The 26669-nt window shown below is 64.8% G+C and carries 24 protein-coding genes and 1 riboswitch; of the genes, 16 read left to right on the top strand and 8 right to left on the bottom strand.

All coding sequences use genetic code 11. The features are described from left to right. Positions 1–116 precede the first annotated feature (116 nt). Positions 117–1466 carry an L-lysine 6-transaminase gene (gene lat / locus CH293_RS10765; RefSeq protein ID WP_094720174.1) on the top strand — a complete coding sequence of 450 codons (1350 nt, stop codon included), beginning with the start codon at positions 117–119 and terminating at the stop codon, positions 1464–1466. Here the strand turns inward: lat and CH293_RS10760 are convergent. Next, positions 1463–2113 (bottom strand): class I SAM-dependent methyltransferase, encoded by a 651-nt coding sequence (locus CH293_RS10760; protein ID WP_094720173.1) that lies wholly within the window; start codon positions 2111–2113, stop codon positions 1463–1465. The two genes, lat and CH293_RS10760, sit on opposite strands and share 4 nt — an antisense overlap. Positions 2114–2404: 291 nt before the next feature. Between CH293_RS10760 and CH293_RS10750 the strand changes: the two genes are divergently transcribed. Further along, a complete protein-coding gene (locus CH293_RS10750; protein WP_037104097.1) occupies positions 2405–2764 on the top strand; it encodes a PLD nuclease N-terminal domain-containing protein in 360 nt (119 codons plus the stop codon). Positions 2765–2772: 8 nt separating this feature from the next. On the opposite strand, the gene CH293_RS10745 is transcribed toward CH293_RS10750, so the two are convergent. From CH293_RS10745 to CH293_RS10730, 4 genes are all read right to left on the bottom strand, one after another. Then, positions 2773–3555 (bottom strand): ABC transporter ATP-binding protein, encoded by a 783-nt coding sequence (locus CH293_RS10745; RefSeq protein ID WP_037104095.1) that lies wholly within the window; start codon positions 3553–3555, stop codon positions 2773–2775. Next, positions 3552–4589, bottom strand: a complete 1038-nt coding sequence (locus CH293_RS10740) for an iron ABC transporter permease (protein ID WP_094720172.1) — start codon at positions 4587–4589, stop codon at positions 3552–3554. The genes CH293_RS10745 and CH293_RS10740 overlap by 4 nt, the downstream gene beginning before the upstream one ends. Positions 4590–4591: 2 nt before the next feature. Further along, positions 4592–5623, bottom strand: a complete 1032-nt coding sequence (locus tag CH293_RS10735; protein ID WP_176459971.1) for an ABC transporter substrate-binding protein — start codon at positions 5621–5623, stop codon at positions 4592–4594. 45 nt (positions 5624–5668) lie between these two features. Next, a riboswitch (cobalamin riboswitch) is annotated at positions 5669–5794 on the bottom strand. Positions 5795–5899: 105 nt separating this feature from the next. Further along, positions 5900–7111 carry an MFS transporter gene (locus CH293_RS10730; protein ID WP_094720170.1) on the bottom strand — a complete coding sequence of 404 codons (1212 nt, stop codon included), beginning with the start codon at positions 7109–7111 and terminating at the stop codon, positions 5900–5902. A 46-nt stretch (positions 7112–7157) separates the two neighbouring features. On the opposite strand from CH293_RS10730, the gene CH293_RS10725 reads away from it, so the two are divergent. The 4 genes from CH293_RS10725 to CH293_RS10710 all read left to right on the top strand — a co-directional run bounded on the left by CH293_RS10725 (position 7158) and on the right by CH293_RS10710 (position 11526). Further along, positions 7158–8207, top strand: coding sequence for a LacI family DNA-binding transcriptional regulator (locus tag CH293_RS10725; RefSeq protein WP_094720169.1), 1050 nt, complete (start codon positions 7158–7160; stop codon positions 8205–8207). A 113-nt stretch (positions 8208–8320) separates the two neighbouring features. Then, positions 8321–10372, top strand: coding sequence for a bifunctional diguanylate cyclase/phosphodiesterase (locus tag CH293_RS10720; RefSeq protein ID WP_037104083.1), 2052 nt, complete (start codon positions 8321–8323; stop codon positions 10370–10372). A 19-nt stretch (positions 10373–10391) separates the two neighbouring features. Further along, the gene (locus CH293_RS10715; protein ID WP_094720168.1) at positions 10392–10805 is read left to right on the top strand and encodes a TIGR03668 family PPOX class F420-dependent oxidoreductase; all 414 of its coding nucleotides are present in this window, start codon (positions 10392–10394) and stop codon (positions 10803–10805) included. Between the two features lie 175 nt (positions 10806–10980). Next, positions 10981–11526, top strand: coding sequence for a GNAT family N-acetyltransferase (locus CH293_RS10710; RefSeq protein WP_255122795.1), 546 nt, complete (start codon positions 10981–10983; stop codon positions 11524–11526). Here CH293_RS10710 and CH293_RS28555 read toward each other — a convergent pair. Continuing rightward, positions 11511–12044 (bottom strand): hypothetical protein, encoded by a 534-nt coding sequence (locus CH293_RS28555; RefSeq protein ID WP_255122794.1) that lies wholly within the window; start codon positions 12042–12044, stop codon positions 11511–11513. The genes CH293_RS10710 and CH293_RS28555 overlap by 16 nt on opposite strands. Positions 12045–12838: 794 nt before the next feature. Here CH293_RS28555 and CH293_RS10700 point away from each other — a divergent pair. The 6 genes from CH293_RS10700 to CH293_RS10675 all read left to right on the top strand — a co-directional run bounded on the left by CH293_RS10700 (position 12839) and on the right by CH293_RS10675 (position 20373). Continuing rightward, positions 12839–14080 (top strand): fatty acid desaturase, encoded by a 1242-nt coding sequence (locus CH293_RS10700; protein WP_037104251.1) that lies wholly within the window; start codon positions 12839–12841, stop codon positions 14078–14080. A 146-nt stretch (positions 14081–14226) separates the two neighbouring features. Next, positions 14227–17538, top strand: coding sequence for a bifunctional lysylphosphatidylglycerol synthetase/lysine--tRNA ligase LysX (gene lysX / locus CH293_RS10695; protein ID WP_255122808.1), 3312 nt, complete (start codon positions 14227–14229; stop codon positions 17536–17538). A gap of 52 nt (positions 17539–17590) precedes the next feature. After that, complete coding sequence (locus CH293_RS10690) at positions 17591–18454, top strand: alpha/beta fold hydrolase (RefSeq protein WP_176459976.1); 864 nt, start codon at positions 17591–17593, stop codon at positions 18452–18454. A 78-nt stretch (positions 18455–18532) separates the two neighbouring features. Beyond that, a complete protein-coding gene (locus tag CH293_RS10685) occupies positions 18533–19537 on the top strand; it encodes a beta-ketoacyl-ACP synthase III (RefSeq protein ID WP_037104249.1) in 1005 nt (334 codons plus the stop codon). A gap of 88 nt (positions 19538–19625) precedes the next feature. Then, positions 19626–20027, top strand: coding sequence for a PPOX class F420-dependent oxidoreductase (locus tag CH293_RS10680; protein WP_094720164.1), 402 nt, complete (start codon positions 19626–19628; stop codon positions 20025–20027). A gap of 46 nt (positions 20028–20073) precedes the next feature. Beyond that, a complete protein-coding gene (locus CH293_RS10675; protein ID WP_037104072.1) occupies positions 20074–20373 on the top strand; it encodes a DUF4190 domain-containing protein in 300 nt (99 codons plus the stop codon). On the opposite strand, the gene CH293_RS10670 is transcribed toward CH293_RS10675, so the two are convergent. Further along, positions 20298–21566 (bottom strand): MFS transporter, encoded by a 1269-nt coding sequence (locus tag CH293_RS10670; RefSeq protein ID WP_094720163.1) that lies wholly within the window; start codon positions 21564–21566, stop codon positions 20298–20300. The genes CH293_RS10675 and CH293_RS10670 overlap by 76 nt on opposite strands. A gap of 82 nt (positions 21567–21648) precedes the next feature. Between CH293_RS10670 and CH293_RS10665 the strand changes: the two genes are divergently transcribed. From CH293_RS10665 to CH293_RS10655, 3 genes are all read left to right on the top strand, one after another. After that, positions 21649–22551 (top strand): LysR family transcriptional regulator, encoded by a 903-nt coding sequence (locus CH293_RS10665; RefSeq protein WP_241483574.1) that lies wholly within the window; start codon positions 21649–21651, stop codon positions 22549–22551. Positions 22552–22555: 4 nt separating this feature from the next. After that, complete coding sequence (locus CH293_RS10660) at positions 22556–23152, top strand: histidine phosphatase family protein (RefSeq protein WP_037104064.1); 597 nt, start codon at positions 22556–22558, stop codon at positions 23150–23152. Between the two features lie 115 nt (positions 23153–23267). Then, a complete protein-coding gene (locus tag CH293_RS10655; protein ID WP_094720162.1) occupies positions 23268–24782 on the top strand; it encodes a phage infection protein in 1515 nt (504 codons plus the stop codon). Here CH293_RS10655 and CH293_RS10650 read toward each other — a convergent pair. After that, positions 24765–25061 (bottom strand): putative quinol monooxygenase, encoded by a 297-nt coding sequence (locus tag CH293_RS10650; RefSeq protein WP_094720161.1) that lies wholly within the window; start codon positions 25059–25061, stop codon positions 24765–24767. The genes CH293_RS10655 and CH293_RS10650 overlap by 18 nt on opposite strands. A gap of 101 nt (positions 25062–25162) precedes the next feature. Between CH293_RS10650 and CH293_RS10645 the strand changes: the two genes are divergently transcribed. Continuing rightward, on the top strand, positions 25163–26668 hold the full coding sequence (locus CH293_RS10645; RefSeq protein WP_037104246.1) for an MFS transporter: 1506 nt from the start codon (positions 25163–25165) through the stop codon (positions 26666–26668). The last annotated feature ends 1 nt before the right edge of the window (position 26669 follow it).

The raw sequence follows: 26669 nt of genomic DNA, 5'->3' as shown, positions 1-26669 counted from the left end.
AGATCACCTTTCGTCGCCGTGGCAGCGACATTCAATCTAGCCGACGGGTCACAACGCAGTAAAAGTTCCTGCAATATGCGTTTCTTTACGGAATATTATCGGGTACGTTGGCGATCATGACGCAGGTATTGCACACCCCACATGCCTCCGGTTCCTTCGGCGCTTCGGACGTTCACGCCGCGATCGGCCGCCACATGCTCGCCGACGGCTTCGAGATGGTGCTGGACCTGACGGCGTCCCGCGGATCCACTCTCGTCGACGCGCGGGACGGCACCGAGTACCTGGATCTGTTCACCTTCTTCGCATCCAATGCTCTCGGCATGAATCACGCCCGGCTGACGGACGATGCGCAGTTCCGAGCCGACCTGCTCGAGGCCGCGATGAACAAGCCGAGCAACTCCGACATCTACTCGATCCCGATGGCTCGGTTCGTCGACACGTTCGCACGGGTGCTCGGCGATCCGCGGCTACCTCACCTGTTCTTCGTCGAAGGTGGTGCACTCGCCGTCGAGAACGCGCTGAAGGTCGCCTTCGACTGGAAGAGCCGCTGGAACGAAGCGCACGGGTTGGACGCCGGCCTGGGCACGCAGGTACTGCACCTCGAGCACGCATTCCACGGGCGATCCGGTTACACGATGTCGCTGACGAACACCGACCCCAACAAGGTGTACCGCTTCCCCAAGTTCGATTGGCCGCGCATCCCGTCGCCGTACATCCGGACGGGCGCGGACATGGACGCACTGGAGGACGACGCCCTGGCCGCGGCACGCCTCGCGTTCGAAGCCAACCCGCACGATATTGCCTGTGCCATCGTCGAACCCATTCAAGGCGAGGGCGGCGACAACCACTTCCGGCCGCGGTTCCTGCAGAAACTACGGCAGCTGTGCCATGAACACGACGCACTGTTCGTCGTCGACGAAGTGCAAACGGGTGCCGGAATGACAGGCACCGCCTGGGCTTTCCAACAGCTCGGCGTCGTACCCGACGTGGTGGCGTTCGGAAAGAAAGTCCAGGTGTGCGGAGTCATGGCAGGCGGCCGCGTCGACGATGTCCCGAACAACGTCTTCGAGGTCTCGTCGCGCATCAATTCCACGTGGGGTGGCAACCTCACCGACATGGTGCGGGCTCGTCGCATTCTGGAGGTGATCGAGTCCGAGAACCTGATCGAGCGCGCCGGTGCGCTCGGTGAACGCGTGCTGGGACGGATGCGGGACATCGCGACGCGGCACGCCGTGGTGACCGAGGTACGCGGCCGCGGTCTGATGTGCGCCTTCACCCTTCCCGACGCCACCACCCGCGACCGCCTGATCGACGACCTCCGCGAGACCGAGCACGTCCTTGCTCTCGGATGTGGCGGAAGCTCGGTTCGCTTCCGGCCGGCACTGACGATCAGCCAAGCGGACCTGGACCGAGGACTCGACGCGGTGGAGCGGTGTGTAGCACGGCTTCAGGAACACCGAACCTAGATGGGAGCGGTACTTTCGGCCCAGGGTCCGGTGGTCACGTAGCGGCCGACGGCCCAGGCTCGGTCGGCCGGGGGCACGACGGCGTCGACGACCTTGCCGTCCTGGTAATAGCTCCGGTGGTCGATCAAGCCGGAGTCGACGGCATCCCGCCAAGCAGCGGTCGGTCCTTCGCCGAACCAGAGCCACGGGGTGATGTCGTCCATGACGACGACGGTGTCCGTGGTGCTGAACGCGCGCGCGTCCGCCAGGTCCGCACGCGCGCCGTCCAGCGAATGGTCACCGTCGACGAACACGACGTCGAAGCGCACGTCGGGATTCGAGCGGGCGTACTCGGTGACGGTGGAATGCGAATCTCCCCGGATCAAGGTGTGTCGGCCCGGGAACAGTTCGTCGATGTGAGCTTTGGCGGCATCGCTGTACTCGTATTCGGCCAGATCGAACGACACGACCGTGACCGTCGGCGACGCGGACAGGAAGGCCCACGTCGAAAAGCCTGCGTTGAAACCGATCTCGCAGATCAGCTCCACGCCGTCATCGGCCGCCAATGAACTCAGATAGGCGAGCTCCGCCTCGTCGGCGCCGTACTCGAACGGCTGGCCTGCAGTGACGGTGCGTTTCACCATCGCCTCGAGCTCACTCAATCCCACATCGACCTCCGTCTCGATTCGTGTCTCGCCAGTCCACTACCCCCAACGCCGCCAACCGAACCCCCGCTTTGCTCCCGAACACCTGGGTCATCCCGACGGGCCGAGCACGCCGACCCGTCACCGAATGGTGCTCGCGCGGCGCCGACCCGTCGCTGCACGTCAACGTCGGGCTGGGTTGGATCAAGGATCGGTTCGCGGGAGTGCGACCACTTCCGGCTGTGCAGGAATCCGAGCCGATAGTAAAGTTCCCTTCGCGAAAGACCGACCGGTCTCTACTTGGAGGGAAGTTCGATGCCGTACCTCGGCCTGATCATCATGATCTTGTGGGTGTTCTGCCTGATCGACGTCATCACCGCCGACGAGGGCGGTGTACGGCACCTACCCAAGATGATGTGGCTGCTGTTGGTCATCTTCATCCCGCTCGCCGGATCCATCGTGTGGCTTCTGGTGGGACGGCCCGTCGACGGTGGAATCTGGGGCGGAGCAGGCGGCGGAAGTTCGGCTCGACGCAGCAACTCGCCGTACCCCGAATACGACACGCGCCCCGGCCGGGCAACAGGAACCACGGCCGAAGCCGACGAGGAATTTCTGCGTCAGTGCCGGGCCCGCGCCGAGGAACAGCGTCGTAAAGCTCGCGGCGACGGCGCCTGACGGCGGGGTCATCGAACAGCTCTTGTGACGAGTGGCTTGTAGGTGACCTGCGGATACGTGCCGGTCTCGTCCAATTCCACCGCCGCCCGCACGTGGTAGACCTCCTGCACCAGCTCCTGGGTGATCACGTCCGACGGCCTGCCGACGGCCACGACTTCTCCTGCTTGCAGCACCACGATGCGATCGCAGAACATCGACGCCAGATTCAAATCGTGCAATGCGATGAAACTGGTCAACGGCAGGCCCGAAATCAACGCCAGGATGTCGAGTTGGTGCTGGATGTCGAGGTGGTTGGTGGGCTCGTCGAGCAGCAGTTCGGTCGGTTCCTGCGCCAACGCACGAGCGATCTGCGTGCGTTGACGCTCACCGCCGGACAGGGTGTGCCACAACCGATCCGCCTTCGACGTCATCCCCGTGTCCGTCAGGGCCTTGTCCACGGCGATGTCGTCGGCTGCTGAATCTCCGCCGAGCAACCCGTGATGCGGGATTCGACCGAGTCGCACCACGTCGCGCACCGCGATGTCCACCTCGGTGTCCGAATGCTGATCCACCATCGCCACACGTCGAGCGATCTGCTTGCGCCGCATCGACGCCATCGGCGCGCCGTCGAGCGTGACGTCGCCGGAATCGGGTGAGACGATTCCCGCCAGAATCCGCAGCAGCGACGACTTACCGGACCCGTTCGGTCCGATCAGCCCGACGGTCTCACCCGGATGCGGACCGAAATCCACTCCGTCGAGGATCTGGTTGTGGCCGCGAGACCACCGCACGGATGCGGCCTCGATCGTCATCTCGTCCTCCGCATTCTGAAGAGAATCACCGCGAACGCAGGCACGCCGATCAGCGCGGTCACCACGCCCACCGGAATTTCCTGCGGCTGGAACACCGTGCGGGCGATCGCGTCGACCCACACCATGAAGATCGCGCCGACGAGCACCGTCGTCGGCAACAGGCGACGATGCCGGGCGCCGACCAGGAACCGCGCCGCGTGCGGCAGAACCAGCCCGACGAATCCGATCGCTCCGGCGGCACTGACCAACGTCGCGGTGATCAACGCGGTGATGACCAACAGCACGATCCGAATCCACTTGACCGACACTCCCAGCGACGCCGCGGCGTCGTTGCCGAAGGTGAACGCGTCGAGCGCCGACGAATACAGCAGGCACACGACGATGCCGATGGCACAGACGATCCCGCACATCATCACATCACCCCAGTCGGCGCCGCCCAGGGATCCGAGCAGCCAGAACAGAACCCCTCGTGTCTGTTCCGCGTCGGCCGACGAGATGACGATGAACGACGTCAACGCCGAGAACAACTGCGTCCCAGCCACTCCGGCGAGCACTACCCGATCGGTGCCTCCCCCGGCACCGGCGGCGAGCAGCATCACCAGCAGAAACGAGAACACTGCGCCGACGAACGCGCCCGTCGACAACGAGTACATGCCGCTGCCGATTCCGAGGACAGCGACCAGCACCGCGCCCGTCGACGCACCGGACGAGATGCCCAGCACGAACGGATCGGCCAACGGGTTACGCAGCAGCGATTGCATGATCGCGCCGCACAGAGCCAGACCAGCGCCGCACACTGCGGCCAGCAGCGTCCGCGGGAGCCGAAGCTCCCATACAATTCCATCCTTGATTCGGCTCACGCCGGAACTTCCGAACCCCATGTGCTCGAACGTGATTCGGTAGACATCGGCCACCGACAGATCCGCCGGTCCGATCGTGATCGCAACTGCAATCGACAGCACCAGAACGACGGAGCCGATCAGCAGCAGCGGAAGCAGAAAGCTCCGCCGCACCGACGGCTCCGCCTGGGGCACGGTCAATTCGCCAAGCCCCAGCCCTGCAGTGCAGCAGCGACCTTCTCGACGCCGTCGACGGTGCGGATCGACGGATTCAGATCCGCCCCGTTCACGACGATGTAGCGCTTGTCGGTCACCGCAGGAAGGCGCTGGGTCACCGGGTTGGTCTCCAAGAACTCGATCTTGGAATCCAAGGCGTCACCGGCCAGCGACCGGCGGCTCAGATCGGCGAGCACGAACGCCGTCGGGTTGCGGTCCGCCACCGACTCCCAGCTGACCTGCGGCCATTCGTCGGTGGTGTCCGAGTAGATGTTCTCCGCGCCCACCGAATCGGTGATGATGCCCGACGACCCGCAGCACCCCGCCATGTACGGCGTCGCAGTGTCGGCGAACCAGTAGACCAACGAGGTGCCCGACGCATTCACCGTGCCCGACGCCTTCTCGAACCGCTCCTGCAGTTCGGCGACGAACTCCTCACCGCGCTCGGACACGTCGAAAATGGCCGCGAGATCACGAACCTCCTGGTAGACGGACTCGATCTCCAACGGCTGAGTACGAGCACCATCCGAATTGACGCTCTCGTCGGTCTTGCCGTTGCAGTCCGTCGGCGACAGGTAATTGGGCACACCGAGCTGCTCGAGCTGACCACGCTCCGCCACCCCGCCAGGCCCGAGGGTCCCGCCGAACGACGCCGACACGAAATCCGGCTCGGCGTCGAGCACCACCTCCAACGACGGCTTGTTGTCCGCCAAACGCGGAACACGCTCGTTGTCCGCCGCCAGGTTCTCCCGCACCGGATCCGTCCACGTCGCCGACCCGACCATCCGATCCGCCAAACCGAGACTCAACAGAATCTCCGTCGACCCCTGATTCAGCGACACCGCTCGCTGCGGAGGCGCATCGATCACCACCTCCTGACCACAGTTGAAGATGGTCAACGGAAAATTGCCGGACGATTCCTGCACCGCCTCCGACTCGGAACCGGAAGAACAAGCAGACAGAACAAGAGCTGCTGACAGCACAGCAACACCAAGGGGGACACGAATAGCCATGAGGTGGCGCAAACTTCCTACTAGGGGCCCTGTTCGCGGAGCCGCGGGACATACGCTGCAACAGGCAAGCGATCGGACTCCCACACTCGTGGTCACCGTTGCGCGTCAGTCCCGGATTCACACCGGATTCCCTCACCCATCACACAGATCACCACACAAGCGACCCTGGGGTCACTTTAACCCCCCTTGACGTTTCCCCTCGACCCGGTCGTTCAGCTCTCGCCTTGTTCCCGGACCGAACGTGGCCCCTGTTCCCGGACCGAACGTGGCGTTCGGTCACTTGGAGTGACTGAAGGTCACGTTCGGTTCGGTGGGAACCGCGCCCGGGAAGGTACTGCGCCCAGCGATGACGGTGATGAGAGCTCCGATGACGAGTAGGCCTGCGAGGGCGATGACGTCGGCGATGGAGGCCCTGTCGACGACGATTCCGCCCACGAGGGCTCCCGAGGCGATGGCCAGCTGGAATGCGACGACGTAGACGGCCGAGGCGCGGTCGGGGTCGGCGCGCGTGGTGTTCAGGACGGTCGACTGCAGGCAGACCGGGACGGTGGTGAAGGCCAGACCCCACAGTCCGATGCCCAGGACAGTTAGTGCGGCAAGGGAACCCGGGGCGGAAAGCATGGTTGTCCACAGCAGGGCCAGTGCGGCCAGAACGACGGACAGTGCACCGATGGTGGATCGCCTCGGCCATCGATCGAAGGTTCTGCCGACGATCCAGATTCCGACGACTCCGCACAGCCCGTACAGCAGCAACATCACGGTCAGAATCGTTCCGACGGAACCGAGGCCGCGGTCCACGATCAACGAGAAGTAGGTGTACGCGACGAAGTGGCCGAGCACTGCGAGAAATGTTGCGACACAGATCATCACCAGGGATCGGTCGAGTACTCGCACGCGGGCTGTCGGGCCGGAGCCGACGTCAGCGACCTTCATCGTCGGCAGAACCGCGAACAGTGTCACCGCGATGATCGCCGCGACCACACCGATGCACACGGCCGCTGTGCGCCAGCCGAGCCACTGGCCGAGTGCAGCGGTCAACGGATTGCCTGCCACCAGCGCCAACGACGTTCCGGCGTACACCGTCGCGATGGCCTTTCCTTTGCGTTCGGGGGCGACGAGCGATGCCGCGACCGGTGCGACCACTGCCCAGAACACACCGTGCGTCGCAGCACAGACCATTCGGGCTATGACCAGCATGGGGTATCCGATGGCGACGGCAGACAGAAGTTGCGACACGGCGAGTGCACCGACGGTCACCACGACCACCGTTCGACGCGGCCACCTGCGTACGAACGTCATCAACGGCATCGTCATCACTGCGACTCCGTAGGCATAGAACGTCAGCAGCAGGCCGACGCTCGATTCGCTGACCCCCATGTCCGACGAGATCTCCGGGAGCAGCCCGACGGGCAGAGTCTCGGCGGTCACGTAGACGAAGGCCGCGGCCGCGAGAACCAGAAGCTTGACGAGAGATCTACCGTCACCCATGTTGTGTATCGTTACACATGCCGTCGAGGAACGCTAGGGTGAACCCATGCAACCCCGCCCGACCATGGCCGACGTCGCCGCCGCCGCGGGCGTGTCCACGATGAGCGTCTCCTACACCTACAACCAACCCACTCGCGTCTCAGACACCACCAGGACGCGAGTCCTCGCCGCCGCGGAGCGCCTCGGATACACCGGCCCGCACACGGGCGCACGGTCGCTGCGCAGCGGCAAGACCAACAACGTGGGCGTCGTCCTCACCGAGAAACTGACGTACTCGTTCGAGAACCCCCAGGCCCGCGCTTTCCTGACCGGAATCGCCGAGGCCTGCCTCGACACCGACTCCGGACTCGTGCTGTTACCCAATGGAGGCCGCTCCCAGCCGAATTCGCCGGCGAAGGCCGATCTGGAGCGCATACGCGGCGCTCAGGTCGACGGGTACGTGTTGTGGACCACGGTGTCCGACGACCCGATGCTGGACGTCGTGATCGGCACCGGCAAGCCCGTCTGCATCCAGGGCGGGCCTATCGTCCCGGGTGCGGCAATAATCGGAATCGACGACTCCGCAGCAGCGTTCGCCGTCGGGAAAGAGGGACTGCGACAGTCGACTGCGCCTGCGGTGATCAGCTTTCCGCGCAATCGCGACCGCGTCGTCGAGATCGTTCACGGCCCCGATCCGGCCGACGCCACCTTCCCGGTCACCGCCGCACGTCTCGCCGGCTTCCGCCGGGCCGTCGTCGACGCGGGTTTCCAGTGGGAATCCACTCCCGTTGCCTTCGTCGGGACGAACGCGTCCGCCGACGGCGCCGACGCCGCACGCCGACTCGTCGGCGCCGACGCACTTCTTTGTTGCAGTGACGATCTCGCGCTCGGAGCGTTCGATGTCGTCGGCCCGCTCGACGGCGGCAACGGCGTCGCGATCACCGGCTGGGACGATTCCGATGCGGCCGAAGCAACCGGTCTGACGACCGTCGCGCAATCACTGTTCGATCAGGGCTGCAACGCTGCGCGCTGGGTGCTCGGCTCCCTCGACCGCATCCCCGAAAGCCCGTGGTCGGTGCAGGTCCGGAGTTCGACGAGACCCTCGCATCCGTGCTAACCGGGCAATTCACACTCGTTCGCGCGCCAAAACGGGGAAGACGACCTGTTTGTAGCGGATAAGCAAACTTCGGGTTATGGTGAATCGCGGCCGACCGGCCACGGGGGGGAAGTATGAACCGAGAGACACCCATGCCCCGCCCTGCCGTCGAGAATCCTTTTGCCGTTCCTCGGGCGGAGCTGGATCTGCTGTCCGACCCCCTCGTGCTGGTCGATCGAGACTTCGTCGTCACCTACGCCAATCCCGCCGCCGCGGCGCTGCTCACGGCACCATTGGACACCCTCGTCGGACGCTGCATCGACGCCTGGTTCTCCGATCCCGCCTGGACCGCGTTCGTCTCCTCCTGCAACGGACCGGGAGTGTACGAGGACTTCTCGTACACCCTGCAGAAATGGCTGTCCTACCGCACCGTCAAGGGCACTTCCGGGCACGCGATCTGGGCAACGGACATCACCAGCGAGCGACTCGGGGACACCCGCGTCGAATGGACCGACGACCTCGCGCGCACCATGCTCGACGCCGTTCCATCCGGCGTCGTCGTCCTGGACGTCGACGGCATGATCGTCCTGGTCAACAGCGTGTGGTCCGCGTTCTGGGCGGATCGACCACAGACCGACGGGTGCCTTCCCGGAGCCAGCTACTTCGACCTGTGGGCTCCGGCGATCGCCCGAGGTAACGACGCGGCAATCTCACTGGTCGACGGCCTGCGCGCCCTGATCTCCGGATCCGGGCAGGTCTTCTCCTCCAACCACAGATTCGGGTCGGTGGTCTACCGAATCCGAGCCACCCGCCTCGCCGACGGCGGCATCTACCTCACCCATACCGACATCACCGCGCAGGCCGCGGAGGCTCCCGTCCGCCAGGATCCCCTGACCGGTCTGGCGAACCGCGACGAGATCGAGGCGCTCCTCGCCACCGAACTCGCGGTGCGCTCCGACGAGAACGAAGTAAGCATCCTCCTCGTCGACATCGACGGTTTCCGCGAATTCAACGACGCACTCGGCCCCGTCCACGGCGACGCGCTTCTTCAGCAGGTCGCGAACAGAATCGCCGCCTCCACCCGGCCCAACGACACCCTCGGCAGGCTCACCGGCGACGAGTTCGTCGTCATCGCCCGAGGCTGCCAGTCGATCGCTGCTCGCGCCCTCGCCGCCGGATTTTCCAGCGTCCTCGAGCCTGCATTCACCATCGACGACCGTCAGCTGACCGTGACCGCGAGCGTCGGCGTCGCCACCTCGGGGCCGGACTCCGACGACCCGGTCCAACTCATCCACGACGCCACCACCGCCATGCACGCGGCCAAGAACCTCGGCCGCAGCAGCCACCAGGTGTTCTCGGAGGATCTGCGCGACAGCAACCGCACACGCCTCGAACTCGTCGAACGCCTTCGCGGAGTCGCGATGGCCGAACACGAGCTGCAAATGGTCTACCAACCCATCGTCGAACTCGCGTCCGGCGCAGTCATCGGCGCCGAAGCACTGATCCGGTGGAACCACCCGGAACTGGGCCTGCTGATGCCGGACAGCTTCATCGGTCTCGCCGAGGACGCAGACCTGATCATTCCGCTCAGCAACTGGATCCTCTCGCAGGTCTGCCGCACCCTCGCGGCTTGGCAGTGCAAAGGCCTGAACATTCAGGTCGGCGTCAATGTGAGTCCACTCCACTTCGCCGCAGGCACACTCGCCACCGACGTCAACAGCATCATCGACTCCCTCGGAATCGAACCGGGGCGGCTGGTCCTCGAACTCGCAGAGTCGAAATCGCTGCACGACCTCGACGCAGTGCACTACCAACTGATGGACGTCCGACGCCACGGCTCCCTCATCGCCATCGACGATTTCGGCTCCGGCTTCTCCTCCCTCGAACGCCTCGCCACCCTGCCCGTCGACATCCTCAAGATCGACAAATCACTCACCCAACACCTCGACAGTCGCGACCTACAGCGCAGACGAGCCATGACCTCGCTCTGCAAAGCCGTCGTCGACGTCACACACGATCTCGGACGCGACACCGTCGTCGAAGGCATCGAAACCAAAGACCAACTCGCCAGCTGCGTCGACATGGGCGTCACATTCGGGCAGGGTCATCTATTGGGCAAGCCCATGACCGCCACTCAGCTCGAAACGATCCTGCTGCCGAACGACGCACACAGCGCGTCGGCCTGACACGAGGAAACGACGCACCGTGAAGATCGACGACGAAATTGGACGCTTCAGCGAAGCCCGACGCGCCATCCTCTCCAGCGTCAACGCCGACGGCACCCCGCACCTCGTGCCGATCGTCTTCGCCCGCGTGGACGACACCCTCGTCACCGCCATCGACTGGAAACCCAAAAGCACCCAGAAACTCAAACGACTCGAGAACATCCGCGCCGACCCGGCCGTCAGCCTCATCGTCGACAGCTACTCCGAGAACTGGAAAGACCTCTGGTGGATCCGCGCCGGCGGTTCGGCCGAAGTCATCGACGCCGACACCGATCGCGGCCGCACCGCCATCGCCGCCCTGGTGAAGAAATACGAGCACTACACCCCCACACCTCCCGACGGCCCCGTCATCGTCATCAGCAAACTCACCTGGCGATCCTGGCAAGCGTCCTAGCGTCGGCATCATTTCCGTCCCGTTCTGGCCCCCTTCTTCCCCCTTCGACCCCGTTCTACCCCCTTTCTGGAGCGAACGTCCCGTTCGGTCAGTCTGACTGACCGAACGGCACTTTCGCTCAGGGGTTGACGAAAAATGACTCGCAATGAATCAGCAACTGATGCAAACTGCACGAATGCAGCCGATCCCCCCGGAACTGATCGAGTTCGACGACTTCGTACTTCGTCGGGAAACGCTTGCCGACGCTGCACCGGTGGCCGAGGCGATAGCGTCGAACATCCCGCGGCTGGCGCCGTGGATGGAGTGGGCCGTCGAGGACGCCACACCCGTCGCAACCCAGGAAAGTCGAATTGCCGACTCTCTTACACAATGGGATTCGGGTTCGATGTTCGACTACATGATCGCCAGCGGTTCCGGCGATGAATTCCTCGGCAAAGCGGGGATTCGATTAGCGGGACCGGATCACGCGACGATCGGTTACTGGGTCACCGAAGATGCGGAGGGACGAGGAATCGTCACTCGTGTCGCGCGAGCTCTGACGGCCCTCGCCGCGGAGCTCGACGGCATCGTTCGAGTCGAAATCCATTGCGATGCTGCGAACGACCGCAGTCGGGCGGTACCCGAGCGCCTCGGATACCGCCTCGACCGCGTGATCGATCACCCGATCACGACGTCGCATCAGACCGGCCGTCAAATGATCTGGATCTACGACGCGTCCTGACGCCACTCCGATCGTGGGATTGCAACTACCCTCGGCCGCGGGCGGTTCCGGGCTCTGTCGTAAGCGTGTCGCAGGTCGTCGATTACTGTATTGGGTTGAGAACGAATCGCTTTGGGAGTATGCGCGACGAGGACGACATCATGGCTTTCGATGTATGCGCGTCGTTCCAGCGTCTTCTCGAACGCCTCAGGAGAAGAGTGGTGTTTGAAGGATTCGATTTCCTGAGCCATTCCTACCGCGTCCCACCAGTTGTCGACGATTGCAATGAAATCACCGTGGGCAGTCAAGAGCACCTGGTTGGACACCACCGGAGGCAGGCCACTACTTCTGCAGAGTGCCTGAGCGTCGACTTCCGCCACCGAATGCGCGCCGTCTCCGAGTTCGTACAGCACCCTCCTCGGCATGGACGTTCCCCGTGATGACCCGTCGTCGAGTTCTTTCATCAACGCGCCGACGTCAGCTGCGCCGCGCTGCACCACCTCGGCGACGAGGGCCGTGCATTGCTTGCGATCGGACATTCGGCGGGCTGCATCGAGCAAACACCGATCGACCGGTGCGACGGGCAATCCTGCTTTCCTCACCGCCAGCGGTAGACGCGTCGTACGCTCGACACTCACAAATCCGGTAGCTTGACGATTTCGGGCATTCGGTATCAGGAGTACGCAGTCCGTGGGTTGCGTCGAAGACCCGAACCCATGCAACGCCAGACCAGCACGACCGGACAGCATGGAATCCTGCCCGCCGTACAGCACCGCCGCCGTGTTTCTTTGTTGCCTGGTTGGCTGACCATTGTGCAAAAGCACCAATCCGGGCAGGATCCGCTGCCACGGCCCACCGGCGGTTCTGTCCACTACCGTTTGCGCCCCCACTCCGAGCCTCCTCAAATCTGCCGTACGGATCACGCCATTCCGTGCATGACGCATCAGTAGTTCCCGGTCGTCCGCCCACTCGCCCCGTTTCATGCTGAGCATCGAATACGAAGGGTCGGACATTCTGCACCGCAATCCCGGCTGCCTGTGGATAACTGCCCGATGCTGTGGATAAGTGTCCGAAGCACGGATTGACCGAACCCCACGTTCGCTCCGAAACGAGCGCGCACGAACACAGCACGAGGCCGCACCCACCCGAGCGAAAGTGCCCTCCAGTCCGTCAGACTGACCGAACCCCACGTTCGCTCCGGAACGCCGGGGCAAACTCCGCCGGAAACAGGCGGAAACTGGGGGGGAGCCGACACCGGTCGACGGCTGGGCCGGGGGTACGTAGGGTCGGGGTGGTGACCGGGGACACTCGGGTTCGCATGTGGAGGGGAATCATGGCGATATCGGATATTCAGGAATATGCCCATTTGACCGAGGCGGATATCGAGGCGCTCGGTGCGGAGTTGGATGCGATCCGGCGTGATGTCGAGGATTCTCGTGGTGAGCGGGATGCCAGGTATGTCCAGCGGACCATCGCGTTTCAGCGGTCGTTGATGGTTGCGGGCCGGGCTGTGTTGTTCGCGAGCAAGAAGAGGCCTGCGTGGTTGCTCGGGACTGCGTTGCTCGGTGCGGGGAAGATCATCGAGAACATGGAGTTGGGGCACAACGTAATTCACGGTCAGTGGGATTGGATGAACGATCCCGAGATCCATTCCAGTAACTGGGAGTGGGACAACACGTGTCCGTCGTCGGGGTGGAAGCATTCGCACAACTTCACGCATCACAAGTACACCAACATCGTCGGCTTGGACAACGATGTCGGGTACGGGATTCTGCGCATCACTCGCGATCAGGAATGGCATCCGAAGTATGTTGCGCAGCCGCTGGTGAATGCGTTGCTGGCGACGTTCTTCGAGTGGGGCGTGGCGCTGCATCACCTCGAGACCGACAAGCTTCGGACCGGCGAGGTGAAGTGGGAGGACAAGAGGGAGATGGCGGTCGACGTCGTCCGCAAGATCGGAAAGCAGGTGGGCAAGGATTACGTTCTTTTCCCGCTGCTGACCGGTCCTGCGTGGAAGTCGACGCTCACGGCGAATGTCGTCGCCAATCTCATTCGCAATTACTGGTCGTACGCGGTTATTTTCTGCGGCCATTTTCCGGATGGTGCGGAGAAGTTCACGCTGGAGGAATACGAGACCGAGACGCAGCCGGAATGGTATCTGCGACAGATGTTGGGCAGCGCCAATTTCGAGGCCGGCAACACGTTGGCGTTCATGAGCGGCAACCTCTGCTATCAGATCGAGCATCACCTGTTCCCGGATCTGCCGAGCAATCGCTACGCGGAGATCGCTCCCAGAATTCGCCAGTTGTGCGACAAGTACGACCTTCCGTACACGACGGGTTCGCTTGCGCACCAGTACGGGCAGACGCTGCGCACCATTCTGAAACTGTCGTTGCCGAATCGGTTGCTCTCTGCGACATCGGACAACGCTCCGGAGACGTCGTCCGAGCTGAAGTTCCGCATTCGCGGCGGGATCAAGGAAGTGTTCGGCGTGGATCCGGCGACGGGTCGGCGTCGTGGCCTGAAAACTGCATTGGGAATGCTGAAGGAGCACACACCGGTCCGTTCCGCCTGATCCGCGGCGGGTGACTACCGCGCCGCGAGGCGCCGAATGATCACTCGAAGTCGGTCCTCGGCGCTACCGTTACCTCGGCTGTTTTCGAAGCAGTCGACAGTGACGGCAAGTGCCGAGGGCAGGAGCGGATCGTGACGAGCACACCGGTGGCATCGGAGTCGACGAAGAATTCAGAACACCGAACTCCGCGGGCATTCACACCGCCGGAGCACGGGCGCCTGCGCGAGGTGCCGCACATCTCCGGGCTCGTCCTCGGGGTGTTCGCGGTACTGGTGTTTCTCTGGAGTCTGTCGCCGGCGCTGCGGGCCGTCATCCGTGTGCCGCGTGAGTACATCGACAACTACTACATCGACGCACCGGACACCTCGCTCGCGTGGGCTCTGGTGCTCGGGCTCACCGCAGCCGCCCTGGCGAGTCGCAAACGCATCGCCTGGTGGTTCCTGACGCTGTATCTCGTGCTCGTCGCGGTCAGCAACCTGGCGGATGTGATCGACGGCAACAACGTCAGTGCGTGGATCGCGCTGGGCGTGCACATCGTGATCATCGGTGTGCTCATCGCGGCTCGCAAGGAGTTCTACACCCGTGTTCGGCGCGGTGCGGCGTGGAAGGCTCTGGGTGTACTGATCCTCGGCGCGGTGGTCGGAACGCTCGTCGGCTGGGCACTGGTCGCTCTGTTCCCCGGTACGCTCCCGGAGAACCAGACGTTCCTGTGGGCGTTCAACCGAGTCACCGCCCTCGCGACCGTCGACAACGAGCAGTTCGACGGCCGCACACACGTTTTCGTCAACACGCTCCTCGGCTTGTTCGGGGCGCTCGCGTTGTTGGCGGCCGTCGTCACGTTGTTCCGTTCGCAGCGCTCGTCCAACGCACTGACCGGTAGCGACGAGTCCGCGCTTCGCGGCCTGCTGGACAAGTGGGGTGCCGAGGACTCGCTCGGGTACTTCGCGACCCGCCGCGACAAGGCCGTCGTGTTCGCACCGAGTGGCAAAGCCGCCGTGACCTACCGTGTCGAGATCGGAGTGTGCCTCGCCAGCGGCGATCCCATCGGCAACCCGGAGGCATGGCCGCACGCGATCGATGCCTGGCTGGACCTGGCGGAGAAATACGGGTGGACGCCTGCGGTCATGGGCGCGAGCGAGACGGGCGCCACGGCGTTCAAGCGGGCCGGGCTCAGCGTCCTCGAACTCGGCGACGAGGCTATCCTCGACACCAAGAAGTTCAATCTCGCCGGCCGGGAGATGCGGCCGGTCAGGCAGGCGGTCAACCGCGCCCGCAAGGCGGGCGTCACAGTGCAGATACGACGCCACCGCGACATCCCGGCTCAGGAGATGGCCGACATCATCCGGTGCGCCGACGAGTGGCGTGACACCGAGACCGAGCGTGGGTTCTCGATGGCGTTGGGGCGCCTCGGCGATCCTCTCGACGGCGACTGCCTTCTGGTTCAGGCCCGCGAGGGCGAGAAGACCGTCGCGGTGCTCTCGCTCGCTCCGTGGGGCCGTACCGGTGTGTCGCTGGACCTGATGCGCCGCGATCCGCAGGCACCGAACGGCGTGATCGAGCTTCTGGTCACCGAATTGGCGACCGGCGGGGATCAATTCGGAATCAGCAGGATTTCGTTGAACTTCGCTGTGTTCCGTGCGGTCTTCGAGGAGGGCAGCCGCATCGGCGCGGGGCCCGTTCTACGGATCTGGCGTTCGGTACTGGTGTTCTTCTCCCGCTGGTGGCAGCTGGAGGCTCTGTATCGCTCCAATCTGAAGTACTTACCGGACTGGGAGCCGCGGTACCTGTGCTTCGCGGACAACCGTGAGCTTCCCAAGGTCGGCATCGCGTCGGCCATCGCCGAAGGGTTCTTGACGCTTCCCAGCTTCCGGCGCGCCCACAAGCACACCGGTTCTCACACGGCGGTCCCGGCGGCGCTGGCGGACACCGCGGACATCCACGCGGACGGCAGCGGTCCCGATCAGGTCGACGAGGACGACGAGCCCCAGCGGGGCCCCAAGCGTCCCGACCAGGTGCGCGTGCGGCTGGCGAAGCTCCAGCGGTTGAACGACGAGGGCACCGAGGGATATCCCGTCGCCTATCCTCCGACGCATTCCGTCGCCGAAGCACTGGCCGCCCCACAGGGGACGACGGTTCGCATCGCCGGCCGTATCCTGCGCAACCGCGATTACGGCGGCGTCGCGTTCGCGGTCGTGCGGGACTGGACGGACGACATCCAGGTGCTGTTCGACCGCGAACGGGTCGGCGACCGGTTGGACAGTTTCGACTCCGACTTCGACCTCGGCGACCTCATCGAGGTCAGTGGCATCATCGGTCGCAGCAAGAAGGGTGAACTCTCGCTCCTGGCCGCGGAGTGGCGGATGAACGCCAAATGCCTGCACCCGCTGCCGGACAAGTGGAAAGGACTGCAGGACCCGGAGTCGCGCGTGCGTCAGCGTTACGTCGACCTCGCGATCAACCGCAGTGCCCGTGACCTGATGATCGCGCGCAGCAACGTCGTGAAGTCTCTGCGGGATTCACTGTCCGACCGCGGCTACATGGAAGTCGAGACGCCGATCCTGCAGCAGGTGCACGGAGGTGCCAACGCAGCGCCGTTCATCACCCACATAAACGCGTACAACCTCGACCTCTATCTCCGTATCGCACCGGAGCTGTACCTGAAGCGTCTGTGCGTCGGCGGCATGGACAAGGTGTTCGAGATCGGTCGGGTCTTCCGCAACGAAGGCGCGGACTTCAAGCACAATCCGGAGTTCACGATCCTCGAAGCGTACGAGGCACACAGCGACTACGAGCGCGCAATGGTGCTGTGCCGCGAACTGATTCAGAAAGCAGCCGTCGCGGCACACGGGCGCGAGATCATCCTGCGTCCCGACGGTCCGAACGGCGAGATGATCGAGATCGACATCTCCGGGGAGTGGCCCGTCAAGACACTGCACGGGGCCGTCGCGGAGAAGCTCGGCGTCGACGTCGCACCCGGTACGCCGCTCGCTGAACTGCAGCGACTCTGCGACGAGAACGACATTCCCTACGAGAAGGACTGGGACGCAGGTGCCGTCGCGCAGGGAATGTACGAGCACCTGGTGGAGGACTACACCGAGTTCCCGACGTTCTACAAGGACTTCCCGACGTCGATGTCGCCGCTGACCCGGCCGCACCGGTCCATACCGGGCGTCGCGGAGAAGTGGGACCTCGTCGCCTGGGGCGTGGAGTTGGGTACCGCGTACAGCGAACTCACCGACCCGGTCGATCAACGTCAACGTCTCACCGAGCAGTCGTTGCTCGCAGCAGGCGGCGACGAGGAGGCGATGAGTCTCGACGAAGACTTCCTGCAGGCCCTCGAGTACGGCATGCCGCCCACCGGTGGACTCGGCATGGGCGTCGACCGCGTCGTCATGCTCATCACCGGTGGCTCCATCCGCGAGACCCTCGCGTTCCCGCTCGCCAAACCCCGGCAGTGATTGTTTCAACGTGAAACAATGTGCGCCCGGGCAGTTCGTGACCGTCGACGACCTGACAACGCACGTCGTCCTGTCTCACACGCGGGGCGAGGACGGATTCGGAGCCGCGCCGACGGTGGTGCTGTGCGGCGGCCTGGCGAGCAATTGGTTCGACTGGGACGACTGCGTCCGAATTCTGTCCCCGTTCCATACCGTCGTGGTGTTCGATCGGCCGGGCTTCGGGCTGAGTGAACCGCTTCCCGACGACCGGGTCCCGACGGTTGCCGACGAGGCCGCCCGCATTCTCGCCGTCCTCGACACGCTGGAGCTGACGAGCCCAGCGGTGATCGTCGGGCACTCGATCGCCGGTTTCTACGCCGAGGCCTTCGCGAGGCTGTATCCGCAGCGAACCGCCGGTGTGCTGTTGCTGGACTCCAGTGCCGAACGCGACCCGTGGGTCGTCCTCCCGAAGCCCTGGCGAGTTGCCGGGGCCCACCTGCTCGCGGCGGTGGCGTCGGGCAGCGGTCTTCAATTCGTCCTGGGACCGACCGTCCGAAGGATTCTGAACCACGCCGTCCCACCCGACGGCATTCCGCTCGAGACGCTGGACTGGACCCGGCGGATCTACCGGAGGCGGTCGTACCTGAAAGCCGCCCTGATCGAGGACTTCGTCTACCCGGACATGGCTGCGGAGTTGAACGAGATCCGGCGTCGAACACGGTTCGAGACCGCGGCGATCGTCGCGGCCGCGCACACCGGCAGGCAAACGCCGTGGGGTCGCTGGTGGCTGCGCAAGCAGGCCAGGCTCGCGAGATATCTGGGTGCCGAGTTCGCAGTGGTGGACGACGCACATCATCACGCGATGATCGATCAGCCCGCCGATGTCTCCGCACTCATCGTGAGGTTGGTGTCACATCACAGGAGCATCGACACGTAACGTGTTCTGTCGAGCCCGTTGCCCAAGACCCGAGCCGAAGCCCGGCGATGGCACGGTAGCCACCGAGAGGAACTGAAGATGGGTGCGATCAGCACAACGCAAGGCCGGCAGACCAAGCTCCTCGGCTTGGGAGTCCACCGACCCGAGCGGGTGGTGACCAACGACGAGATCTGCGAGTTCATCGACTCGAGCGACGAGTGGATCCAGACTCGATCGGGCATCAAGAACCGCCGGTTCGCAGAGCCCGAGGAGAACGTCGTCCAGATGTCGATCTCCGCAGGTAAGAAGGCGCTCGAAGCCAGCGGCATCGCCGCCGAGCAGATCGACACCGTCATCGTCGCGACGTCGACGCACCTCGAGTTGACGCCTCAGGCTGCCGCGAAGGTCGCACACGGCCTCGGCACCAAGGGCCCCGCCGCGTTCGACATCTGCGCCGGATGCGCAGGCTTCTGCTATGCGCTCGCTGTCGCATCGGACCTGGTGAAGGCCGGAACGGCACAGTACGTCCTCGTCATCGGCGCCGAGCAGCTCAGCCTGACCACAGACCCGTACGACCGCACGACGCGCTTCATCTTCGCGGACGGCGCAGGCGCGGTAGTCGTCGGACAGAGCGACGAGACCGAGATCGGCCCCGTCGTCTGGGGTTCGGATGGATCGCAGTCCGACGCCATCGTCCAGACCATCGACTGGTACGACTACATCACCGGCGAAGACGTCGAACGTCCGTGGATCAAGATGAACGGCATCTCCGTCTTCCGTTGGGCCGCGTTCGAGATGGGCAAGGCAGCACAGAAGGTCCTCGACGTCGCCGGCATCAAAGCCGACGAACTGCACGCCTTCGTCCCGCACCAGGCCAACAGCCGCATCACCGAACTCCTCGCCAAAAGCCTGAACCTGAACGACGAGACCCCCGTCGCCAACGACATCGCCGAGACCGGCAACACGTCGGCCGCGTCGATCCCCCTGGCCATGGAGGAACTCCTCCGCACCGGCAAGGCCAAGGAAGGTGACACCGCGCTGCTGCTCGCATTCGGTGCAGGCCTCTCCTACGCCGGGCAGGTCGTCAAACTCCCCAAGCTGTAGTAGGCTCCACTCCCGCCTTAGGTTGTGGACGAGATTCTGCTGATTCTCGTCCACAACCTCGACCTCGTCGGCGGTTAGGCTGGGCGTCATGCCGAAGCCACCGTTGCCTGCAGATGCCATCGAACTTCTGAAGAAGCCCAATCCCGCTGTCATGGCGGTTGTTCGTGCCGACGGAACGCCCATCACGGCGCCGACGTGGTACCTCTGGGAGGACGACAAGATCGTTCTGAACTTCCAGGCGGACCGCAAGCGTCTCGAGCACATCCGGGCGAATCCGAAGGTGTCCCTTTCCGTGCTGGACGAGGCGAGCTGGTACACGCACGTCACCGTCCACGGCACCATCACGCTGCAGGACGATCCGGGCCGGGTCGACATCGACCGCATCGCCACTCATTACACCGGCAAGCCGTATCCGGTCCGGGACCAGGAGCGCGTCACCGGTCTTCTCGAGATCGACGCCTACGTCGGTTGGGGCAAGATCAGCTCCTGACGCCCGGTTGGATTGCCCGATTTGTCCGACAGTGCAACACTCGGGCATGACCTATCCGCAGGGCACCCCGTACGGGCACTACGCGGGGCCTGTGTCCGGCCCGCCCAGGACCAACTCCACCGCTGTCGCGGCGCTGATCTGCGGCCTGGTGGGGTTGTTCACCGGGCTCGTCGGTTTCGTCGCCATCGTTCTCGGCCATATCGCTCGGAGTCAGATCAAGCGGACGGGCGAGGACGGCGCCGGAATCGCGCTCGCCGGGTTGATCCTCGGTTACGTCAGCGTGGTGCTTCTGTTCGTCGTGATCGCCGTCTTCTTCTGGATCGCGGTCCTGTTCGTCAACGCATGATGCGAGGCCGCCGCGATCAGGGCCAGTAGTGCGAGGCCCATGACGAACAGTGCCATCGCGGTCCACCCGAACTGCTGGTACACCACGCCGCCGAGCCACCCGACGACGGACGAGCCGCCGTAGTAGAAGAGGTTGTACAGCGACGTCGCCTGCGCACGCCCGACGGTCGCGCGTTGACCGGTCCAGCCCGACGCGATGGCGTGGGCCGCGAAGAACCCGATGGTCAGTATCACCAGGCCGACGAGGATGACGATCAGGTTGCTGCTGATCGTCAGGCCGATGCCCGCGATCATCAGCAGCGTGGACCCGGCGAGAACCCCGGCTCGACCGTGACGGACCGCCAGCTGACCAGCGACACGTGAGGACACCGTGCCACTGAGGTACGCGAGGAAGATCAGGCTGATCAGCGACTGCGGCAGGCCGAACCCGGATCCTTCGAGGCGGAACCCGAGGAAGTTGTAGATCGCGACGAATCCGCCCATCAGTAGAAACGCCTGCGCGTACAGCACGAGCATTCCCGGTTCTTTCAGGTTGGCCCACAGGCGGGTGCCGAGCGACGGTCCGGCCGAGTCACCGGCCCGGAAGCGTCGGGGCGCCGGTGCGAGGACCAGGAACAACGTCGCGGCGACGGCGGCGAGGATCGACACCGTGAGGGTGCCGATGCGCCAGTTGGTCACCTCCGCGACCGGTCCGGCGACGATGCGGCCGAGCAGACCTCCGAGTGTCGTGCCCGACACGTAGGTGGCTGCGGCGAGCGCTGTGTGGTTGCGATGGACTTCCTCGCTCAGGTACGCGATCGCGATGGCGGGGAGTCCGCCGAGCGCCGCACCCTCGAAGAAGCGGATCGACAGCAGCAGAGGCAGCGACGACGACAACGGCACCACCAGACCGAGGATCGTCGCGACGACGATCGAGATGCTCATCGCCTTGACCCGGCCGATTCGATCGGCCACGACGGACCACGGCAGTACCGAGACCGCGACTCCGACGGTCGCCAATCCGACGGCCAACGAGGACTGCGACGGGGTGACGTCGAGACCCGAGGCGATCAGAGGCAAGATTCCCTGGACCGAGTAGAGCTGAGCGAACGTCGCGATACCCGCGAACAACAGGGCCGCCACCAGGCGCTTGTACTCGCCGGATCCACGAGGGTGGCCTTCCCACTCCACTGCCGCTTCGGTCGTTGCACTCATGACGGCAACGTTAGGCCGGGAAATTACCTCGGTCCAATGCATGAACACTCCGTCACTCATGCATTGGCATTATGATTCGGTCATGCGCGACGAGGCCCGTCACCTGCTTCCACTGATTCCGGCACTCCTCGCGGTCGCGGAGACCGAACACATGACCGAGGCGTCCGACCTCCTCGGCATGCCGCAACCGACCGTCAGCCGACAGATCGCCCGGGCGTCGAGCATCCTCGGGGTACGCCTCGTCGAACGAAGCGGACGCGGTATCGCGCTGACCACCGCGGGCCGAATCCTCGTCCCGTACCTTCAACGCGTCGCCGTGGACCTCGAAGCCGGCCTCGACGCCGCGGGCGAACACGACGCGAACGCCCGGGGCCGCATCGCCATCAGCTTCCAGAACACTCTCGGCGAGGACATCGTCCCCGCGCTGATCAAGCAATTTCGCGGTGACCATCCGGCGGTGACGTTCGACCTGGATCAAGGCGCTCGGGCCCGGTGCCTGGACCGCCTCGACGACGGCGTGGCCGATCTCGCGTTCGTCTCGCTCAGCGCCGAACACACCGAGGACAACTCGTTCCAGCTCTACGACGAGCGACTCGTTCTCGTCGTACCCGCCGACCACCGTTTGGCACGTGCGCGATCGGTCCACGTCCGGGACACCGCAGGCGACAGCTACATCGCGATGGGTCACGGCTACGGCATGCGGTCGATCTGCGAAGACCTGTGGGCCGACGCCGGGATAGCGCCGGACATCGAATTCGAAGGCAGAGACATCCACACCGTGCGGGGCCTGGTCGGGGCGGGCCTGGGCATCTCGATCCTGCCTCGATCCCGTGGCCTGGGTCCCGAGGTCGTCGAGGTGAAGATCTCCGATCCCGCGGCGAGACGACGGATCGGCATGGTGTGGTCCGGCAGGACGGCAGCCGGGCAGGTGCATGCTTTCCGGACGATGGTGATCCGCAGCGGTAGATCGCTCGTGGTTAGGTGATCGTGTGCAGCTGATCCTGATTCGACACGCGCTCCCCCTGCGATCCGACGAATCCGCCGATCCGCCCCTCGCCGAACTCGGCCGCGAGCAGGCCGGTCGCCTGCCCGATGCCCTGTCCCGCTTCCCCATCACCCGGACGGTCGCGAGCACTCAGCTCAGGGCAGTGCAGACCGGTACCCCGGTGGCGGCCGAACTGGGACTGGACCTGGGCACCGACGACAGAATCACCGAATACGACCGCGACTTCGGCGGCTACATCCCCATCGAAGATGCGCGCACCGAGCTCCGCGACGCGTTCGACCGCATCAAGGCGGGCCATCTGCCCGAGCAGGTCGACGAGGCCGCCTTCCGCGCCCGAGTCCTCGGCGGTATCGCGGCCGCGGTCGACGGAATCGAACACACCGACACCGTCGCCCTGTTCGCGCACGGCGGGGTCATCAACATTTTCCTCCAGGACATCCTCGGCACTCCGAAAGCTCTCGGTTTCCCCATCGACTACTGCTCCATCACCCGAGTGCTGTTCTCGCGCAACGGCACCAGATCCGTGTCGTCGGTCAACGAAACCCACCACGTCTGGGACCTGCTTCCACGCAACCGGTAGCGCGCTGGAATCCTCATAGACCTCTTAAACAGGCAGTTCAGAGACGGTTTCGACGCCGTTTCCGCTCGTCGGCTGGTCAACCGGCCCGCGGAAGGCAGTTAGCCTCAGGATCACTATGGGTAAATTCAGTCTCGCTCGTCGGCCGTCCGTCGCACTTCTCGCCATCGCTTTTCCGCTGGTGGCTGCCGGTTCGTTCGCGCTCGGCGCCGGCGTCGACCTGACTGCGGACACCCAGCCGACCACGGTTGCGTCGACGGCCGAGGCCCCGACCGACACTCCCACCGGTGATCCGCTGGCCACCTCGCGGAAGAACCTGCAGGAAGCCGGACTGCCCGTGAGCTTCCTGTCTGCAGGCGTCAGCCAGCTCACCGACGGCGGCAACCAACTCAACGACGGAGTCGTGCAGCTCACCGACGGCATCACCCAGGCACACGACGGCACGGTCCAACTCGCCGACGGGTTCGTGGAGTACCGCGCAGGCATCGGCCAACTCGGTGACGGCGCGTCGCAGATCAGCGGAGGCGTCGACGAGGTCGTCGACACCCTCGCCGGATTCGGTGCCCAGCAGGCTCAGTTCACCGCGTCACTCGAAGCCGCTGCGCAGCAGGTCGACGCGTTCCCCCACCCCGGATCCGACGGCATCTCCGGCCAGATTCGCGGGGTTATCGACACTCTGAACACCCAGGGTTTCGGCCCCGACACTCTGGATCAGTTGCAGACACTCAAGGCGGGAGCGCGCCAGCTTTCCGGGGAACTCAACGACCCGTCGAGCCAGTTCCTCTCGGCCACAAGCCAAATCGGCGACGCCACCGTTCAGCTCCGGGACGGGCTGGGACAGCTCGACGACGGCGGCGGCCAACTGCGTGCCGGCACCGATCAACTCGTGACCGCGGTGGAACCGGTCTCCGGCATCGTCAGCGGCATCCAGACCAACGTCCAGGAAGCAACAGCCGGCCTCCCAACCGCCAAGCAATTGAACAGCGGGCAATTGAACGGCGGGGAATTGAACAGCGGGAACGCTGTCGCCACCGGCGATTCGACCGACGTGGCAGCAGCCTCCGGCACATCCGGCTCCACGACCTCGGTGGCTCCGTACCTCATCGCCGCACTCGTCGCCGTCGGCGCGGTCGGTGCCGTCAGCCTCGTACGAGTCCTGAGCCGCGACTCCCGTCTGCGGTGGGTTGCCGCCGCCGTCGCAGTGGCAGCCGTGGGCGCGTGCGCAGCCCTCGCGTTCGCCTTCACCGCACCCGACGCCTCGATCGGTGCCCTGATCGGAGCAGGAGCGTTCCTCGTCGTCTCGGCAGGCGCCTACCTCGCAGCTGCGGGTGCCATCCAACGGGTACTGGGACCGGCCGTCGGGCAGGCGGTGAACGTGGTGCTGCTCGTCGTCCAGGTCGTCGTCTGCGGCGCCGCCTCGGCCAGTAGCGCGGCGATCTGGGGACACCTGTCGGCCTTCATGCCGATGGCGTACACCGCGGCGGGTGCTCGCGAGATCGGTTACTCGTCGATGACGTCGACCGGCTGGCTGGCGTTGGTGCTGACCGCCGCGCTGCTCGTCGTCTCCGGCGTCGTGTATCGGGCGTCGACGCGCACCGAGGGAAGAACTGCGGAGCTACCGAACCACGCGTAGCGGATGGATGGCGGGCGGGGCTGCCAAGTGCTCGCCGAATTCGCTCAGCGCCTTCTGTAGGTGCGGGGTCTTCATGTGCGCGTCCAGATCGTCCTCGGACCGCCACACCTCGATGGTCACGAACGTTCCCGGTTCGGCGGCGGATTCGAACAGTTCGTAGGACACGTTGCCGTCCTCGTGCAGTGACTCCGCCGCGAGTTCGGCCAAGCCTGCGCGGACGACGTCCACCGATTCGGGTTTCGCGGCGATCGTTGCGACGACCTTCAGATCACTGAGCACAATTCTCCCTTTCGCCAGTGGTGGGGTGTACGGCAACCACCGAGTCCGACGGTACCGTCATGAACGCATCCGCATCGGCTGAAACAGATCAAAGGGGAATCGTGAGCGACGTGCACGAGAAGGCGACGCGGAAGGACTGGCTGGGGCTCGCTGTCCTCGTCGTACCCATTCTGCTCGTCTCGATGGACATCTCGGTGCTCTACCTCGCGTTGCCCGCGGTGACCGCCGACCTCGAGCCGAGCAGCAACCAGACTCTCTGGATTCTGGACCTCTACGGGTTCTTCCTCGCCGGACTTCTCATCACGATGGGGTCGGTAGGTGACCGGATCGGCCGACGGCGACTGTTGATGGTCGGCGCCCTCGTGTTCGGTGCCGCCTCGGTACTGGCCGCGTTCTCCACCTCGCCGGAAATGCTCCTGATCGCCCGCGCTCTTCTCGGTGTCGGCGGTGCCACCATCGCGCCGAGCACACTGTCCCTGATTCGCAACATGTTTCGCGACCCGGCGCAACGCAAGGAAGCAATAGGGTTGTGGACGGCCGGTTTCGCCGGCGGCGGGGCGATCGGGCCCGTCATCGGCGGTTTCCTGCTGGAGCACTTCTGGTGGGGATCGGTCTTCCTCGTCAACATCCCGGTGATGATCGTGATCCTGGTCGCGGCGCCCCTGCTGGTTCCCGAGTTCAAGGACCCCGAGCCAGGCAAGTTCGACCCCATCAGTGTCGCCCTGTCCATCGTCGCGATGCTCGGCATCGTCTACGCGATCAAACACGGTGCACAGGAAGGTTTCGACGTCGCCACCGTCTCCACCGCGGCAGGTGGGCTGGTGCTCGGATTCCTGTTCGTCCTCCGGCAACGCAAGGCCAAGGACCCGCTGATCGACGTGACACTCTTCGGCGAACGCGCGTTCAGCGCAGCCGTCCTGGTGCAATTCCTGGTGATCTTCGCACTGACCGGCTTCAGCCTGTTCGCCTCGCAGTACCTCCAACTCCTCGTCGGCCTCGGCCCGCTGGCTGCCGGACTGTGGTTGCTGATCCCCGCTGCGGCAGCGGCAGTCGGTGCCGTCTTCTCCCCGACGCTGAGCAAGATCATCCCGACGGGCACCATCATCGCCGGTGGATTGGTGCTCATCGCCGTGGGTTCGCTGGCTCTGCACTTCGTCGGTTCGAACTCCGGCATCCCGCTGCTGATCACCGGAATGTCCCTGATCACCCTCGGTGTCGGTGCCGCGTCCACCCTCAACTCCGACATCGTCCTGACCGCCGCCGCACCCGAAAAGGCCGGTGCCGCATCGGCACTGTCCGAGACCGGAGCCGAGCTCGGAGGTGCCGTCGGAATCGCCATCCTCGGCACCATCGGATCCACCGTCTACCGCAACGGCGTCTCCGCCCAGGTACCTCCGGAAACACCCGCGGACATCGCCGGACCCGCCACCGAAACCGTCGGCGGCGGAATGGCAGTGGCCGAGCTACTGCCACCCCCACTGAACGACATGCTGCGCGAACTCGCCGCGCAGAGCTTCGTCGACGGCCTGAACCTGGCCGCCGTGTGGAGCGCAGGCCTCATGGCCGTCTCGGCCGTCGTGGTCTACGGCCTCCTCCGTCGCACCTGAT

The organism is Rhodococcus sp. 14-2470-1b (assembly GCF_002259415.1).
In the GTDB taxonomy this organism is placed as follows: domain Bacteria; phylum Actinomycetota; class Actinomycetes; order Mycobacteriales; family Mycobacteriaceae; genus Rhodococcoides.
Note: the sequence above shows the minus strand (reverse complement) of the source record. Positions and strands in the feature narration are given on the sequence as shown.

What these genes read in the sequence shown, in the direction of transcription:
- CH293_RS10680 (WP_094720164.1), top strand. Translation starts at nt 19,626, where the DNA reads ATGCCGAAGCCACCGTTGCCTGCAGATGCCATCGAACTTCTGAAGAAG.
- CH293_RS10745 (WP_037104095.1), bottom strand. Translation starts at nt 3,555, where the DNA reads ATGACGATCGAGGCCGCATCCGTGCGGTGGTCTCGCGGCCACAACCAG.
- CH293_RS10720 (WP_037104083.1), top strand. Translation starts at nt 8,321, where the DNA reads ATGAACCGAGAGACACCCATGCCCCGCCCTGCCGTCGAGAATCCTTTT.
- CH293_RS10730 (WP_094720170.1), bottom strand. Translation starts at nt 7,111, where the DNA reads ATGGGTGACGGTAGATCTCTCGTCAAGCTTCTGGTTCTCGCGGCCGCG.
- CH293_RS10665 (WP_241483574.1), top strand. Translation starts at nt 21,649, where the DNA reads ATGCGCGACGAGGCCCGTCACCTGCTTCCACTGATTCCGGCACTCCTC.
- CH293_RS10725 (WP_094720169.1), top strand. Translation starts at nt 7,158, where the DNA reads ATGCAACCCCGCCCGACCATGGCCGACGTCGCCGCCGCCGCGGGCGTG.
- CH293_RS10655 (WP_094720162.1), top strand. Translation starts at nt 23,268, where the DNA reads ATGGGTAAATTCAGTCTCGCTCGTCGGCCGTCCGTCGCACTTCTCGCC.
- CH293_RS28555 (WP_255122794.1), bottom strand. Translation starts at nt 12,044, where the DNA reads ATGTCCGATCGCAAGCAATGCACGGCCCTCGTCGCCGAGGTGGTGCAG.
- CH293_RS10750 (WP_037104097.1), top strand. Translation starts at nt 2,405, where the DNA reads ATGCCGTACCTCGGCCTGATCATCATGATCTTGTGGGTGTTCTGCCTG.
- CH293_RS10670 (WP_094720163.1), bottom strand. Translation starts at nt 21,566, where the DNA reads ATGAGTGCAACGACCGAAGCGGCAGTGGAGTGGGAAGGCCACCCTCGT.
- CH293_RS10685 (WP_037104249.1), top strand. Translation starts at nt 18,533, where the DNA reads ATGGGTGCGATCAGCACAACGCAAGGCCGGCAGACCAAGCTCCTCGGC.
- CH293_RS10700 (WP_037104251.1), top strand. Translation starts at nt 12,839, where the DNA reads ATGGCGATATCGGATATTCAGGAATATGCCCATTTGACCGAGGCGGAT.
- CH293_RS10710 (WP_255122795.1), top strand. Translation starts at nt 10,981, where the DNA reads ATGCAGCCGATCCCCCCGGAACTGATCGAGTTCGACGACTTCGTACTT.
- CH293_RS10735 (WP_176459971.1), bottom strand. Translation starts at nt 5,623, where the DNA reads ATGGCTATTCGTGTCCCCCTTGGTGTTGCTGTGCTGTCAGCAGCTCTT.
- CH293_RS10675 (WP_037104072.1), top strand. Translation starts at nt 20,074, where the DNA reads ATGACCTATCCGCAGGGCACCCCGTACGGGCACTACGCGGGGCCTGTG.
- lat (WP_094720174.1), top strand. Translation starts at nt 117, where the DNA reads ATGACGCAGGTATTGCACACCCCACATGCCTCCGGTTCCTTCGGCGCT.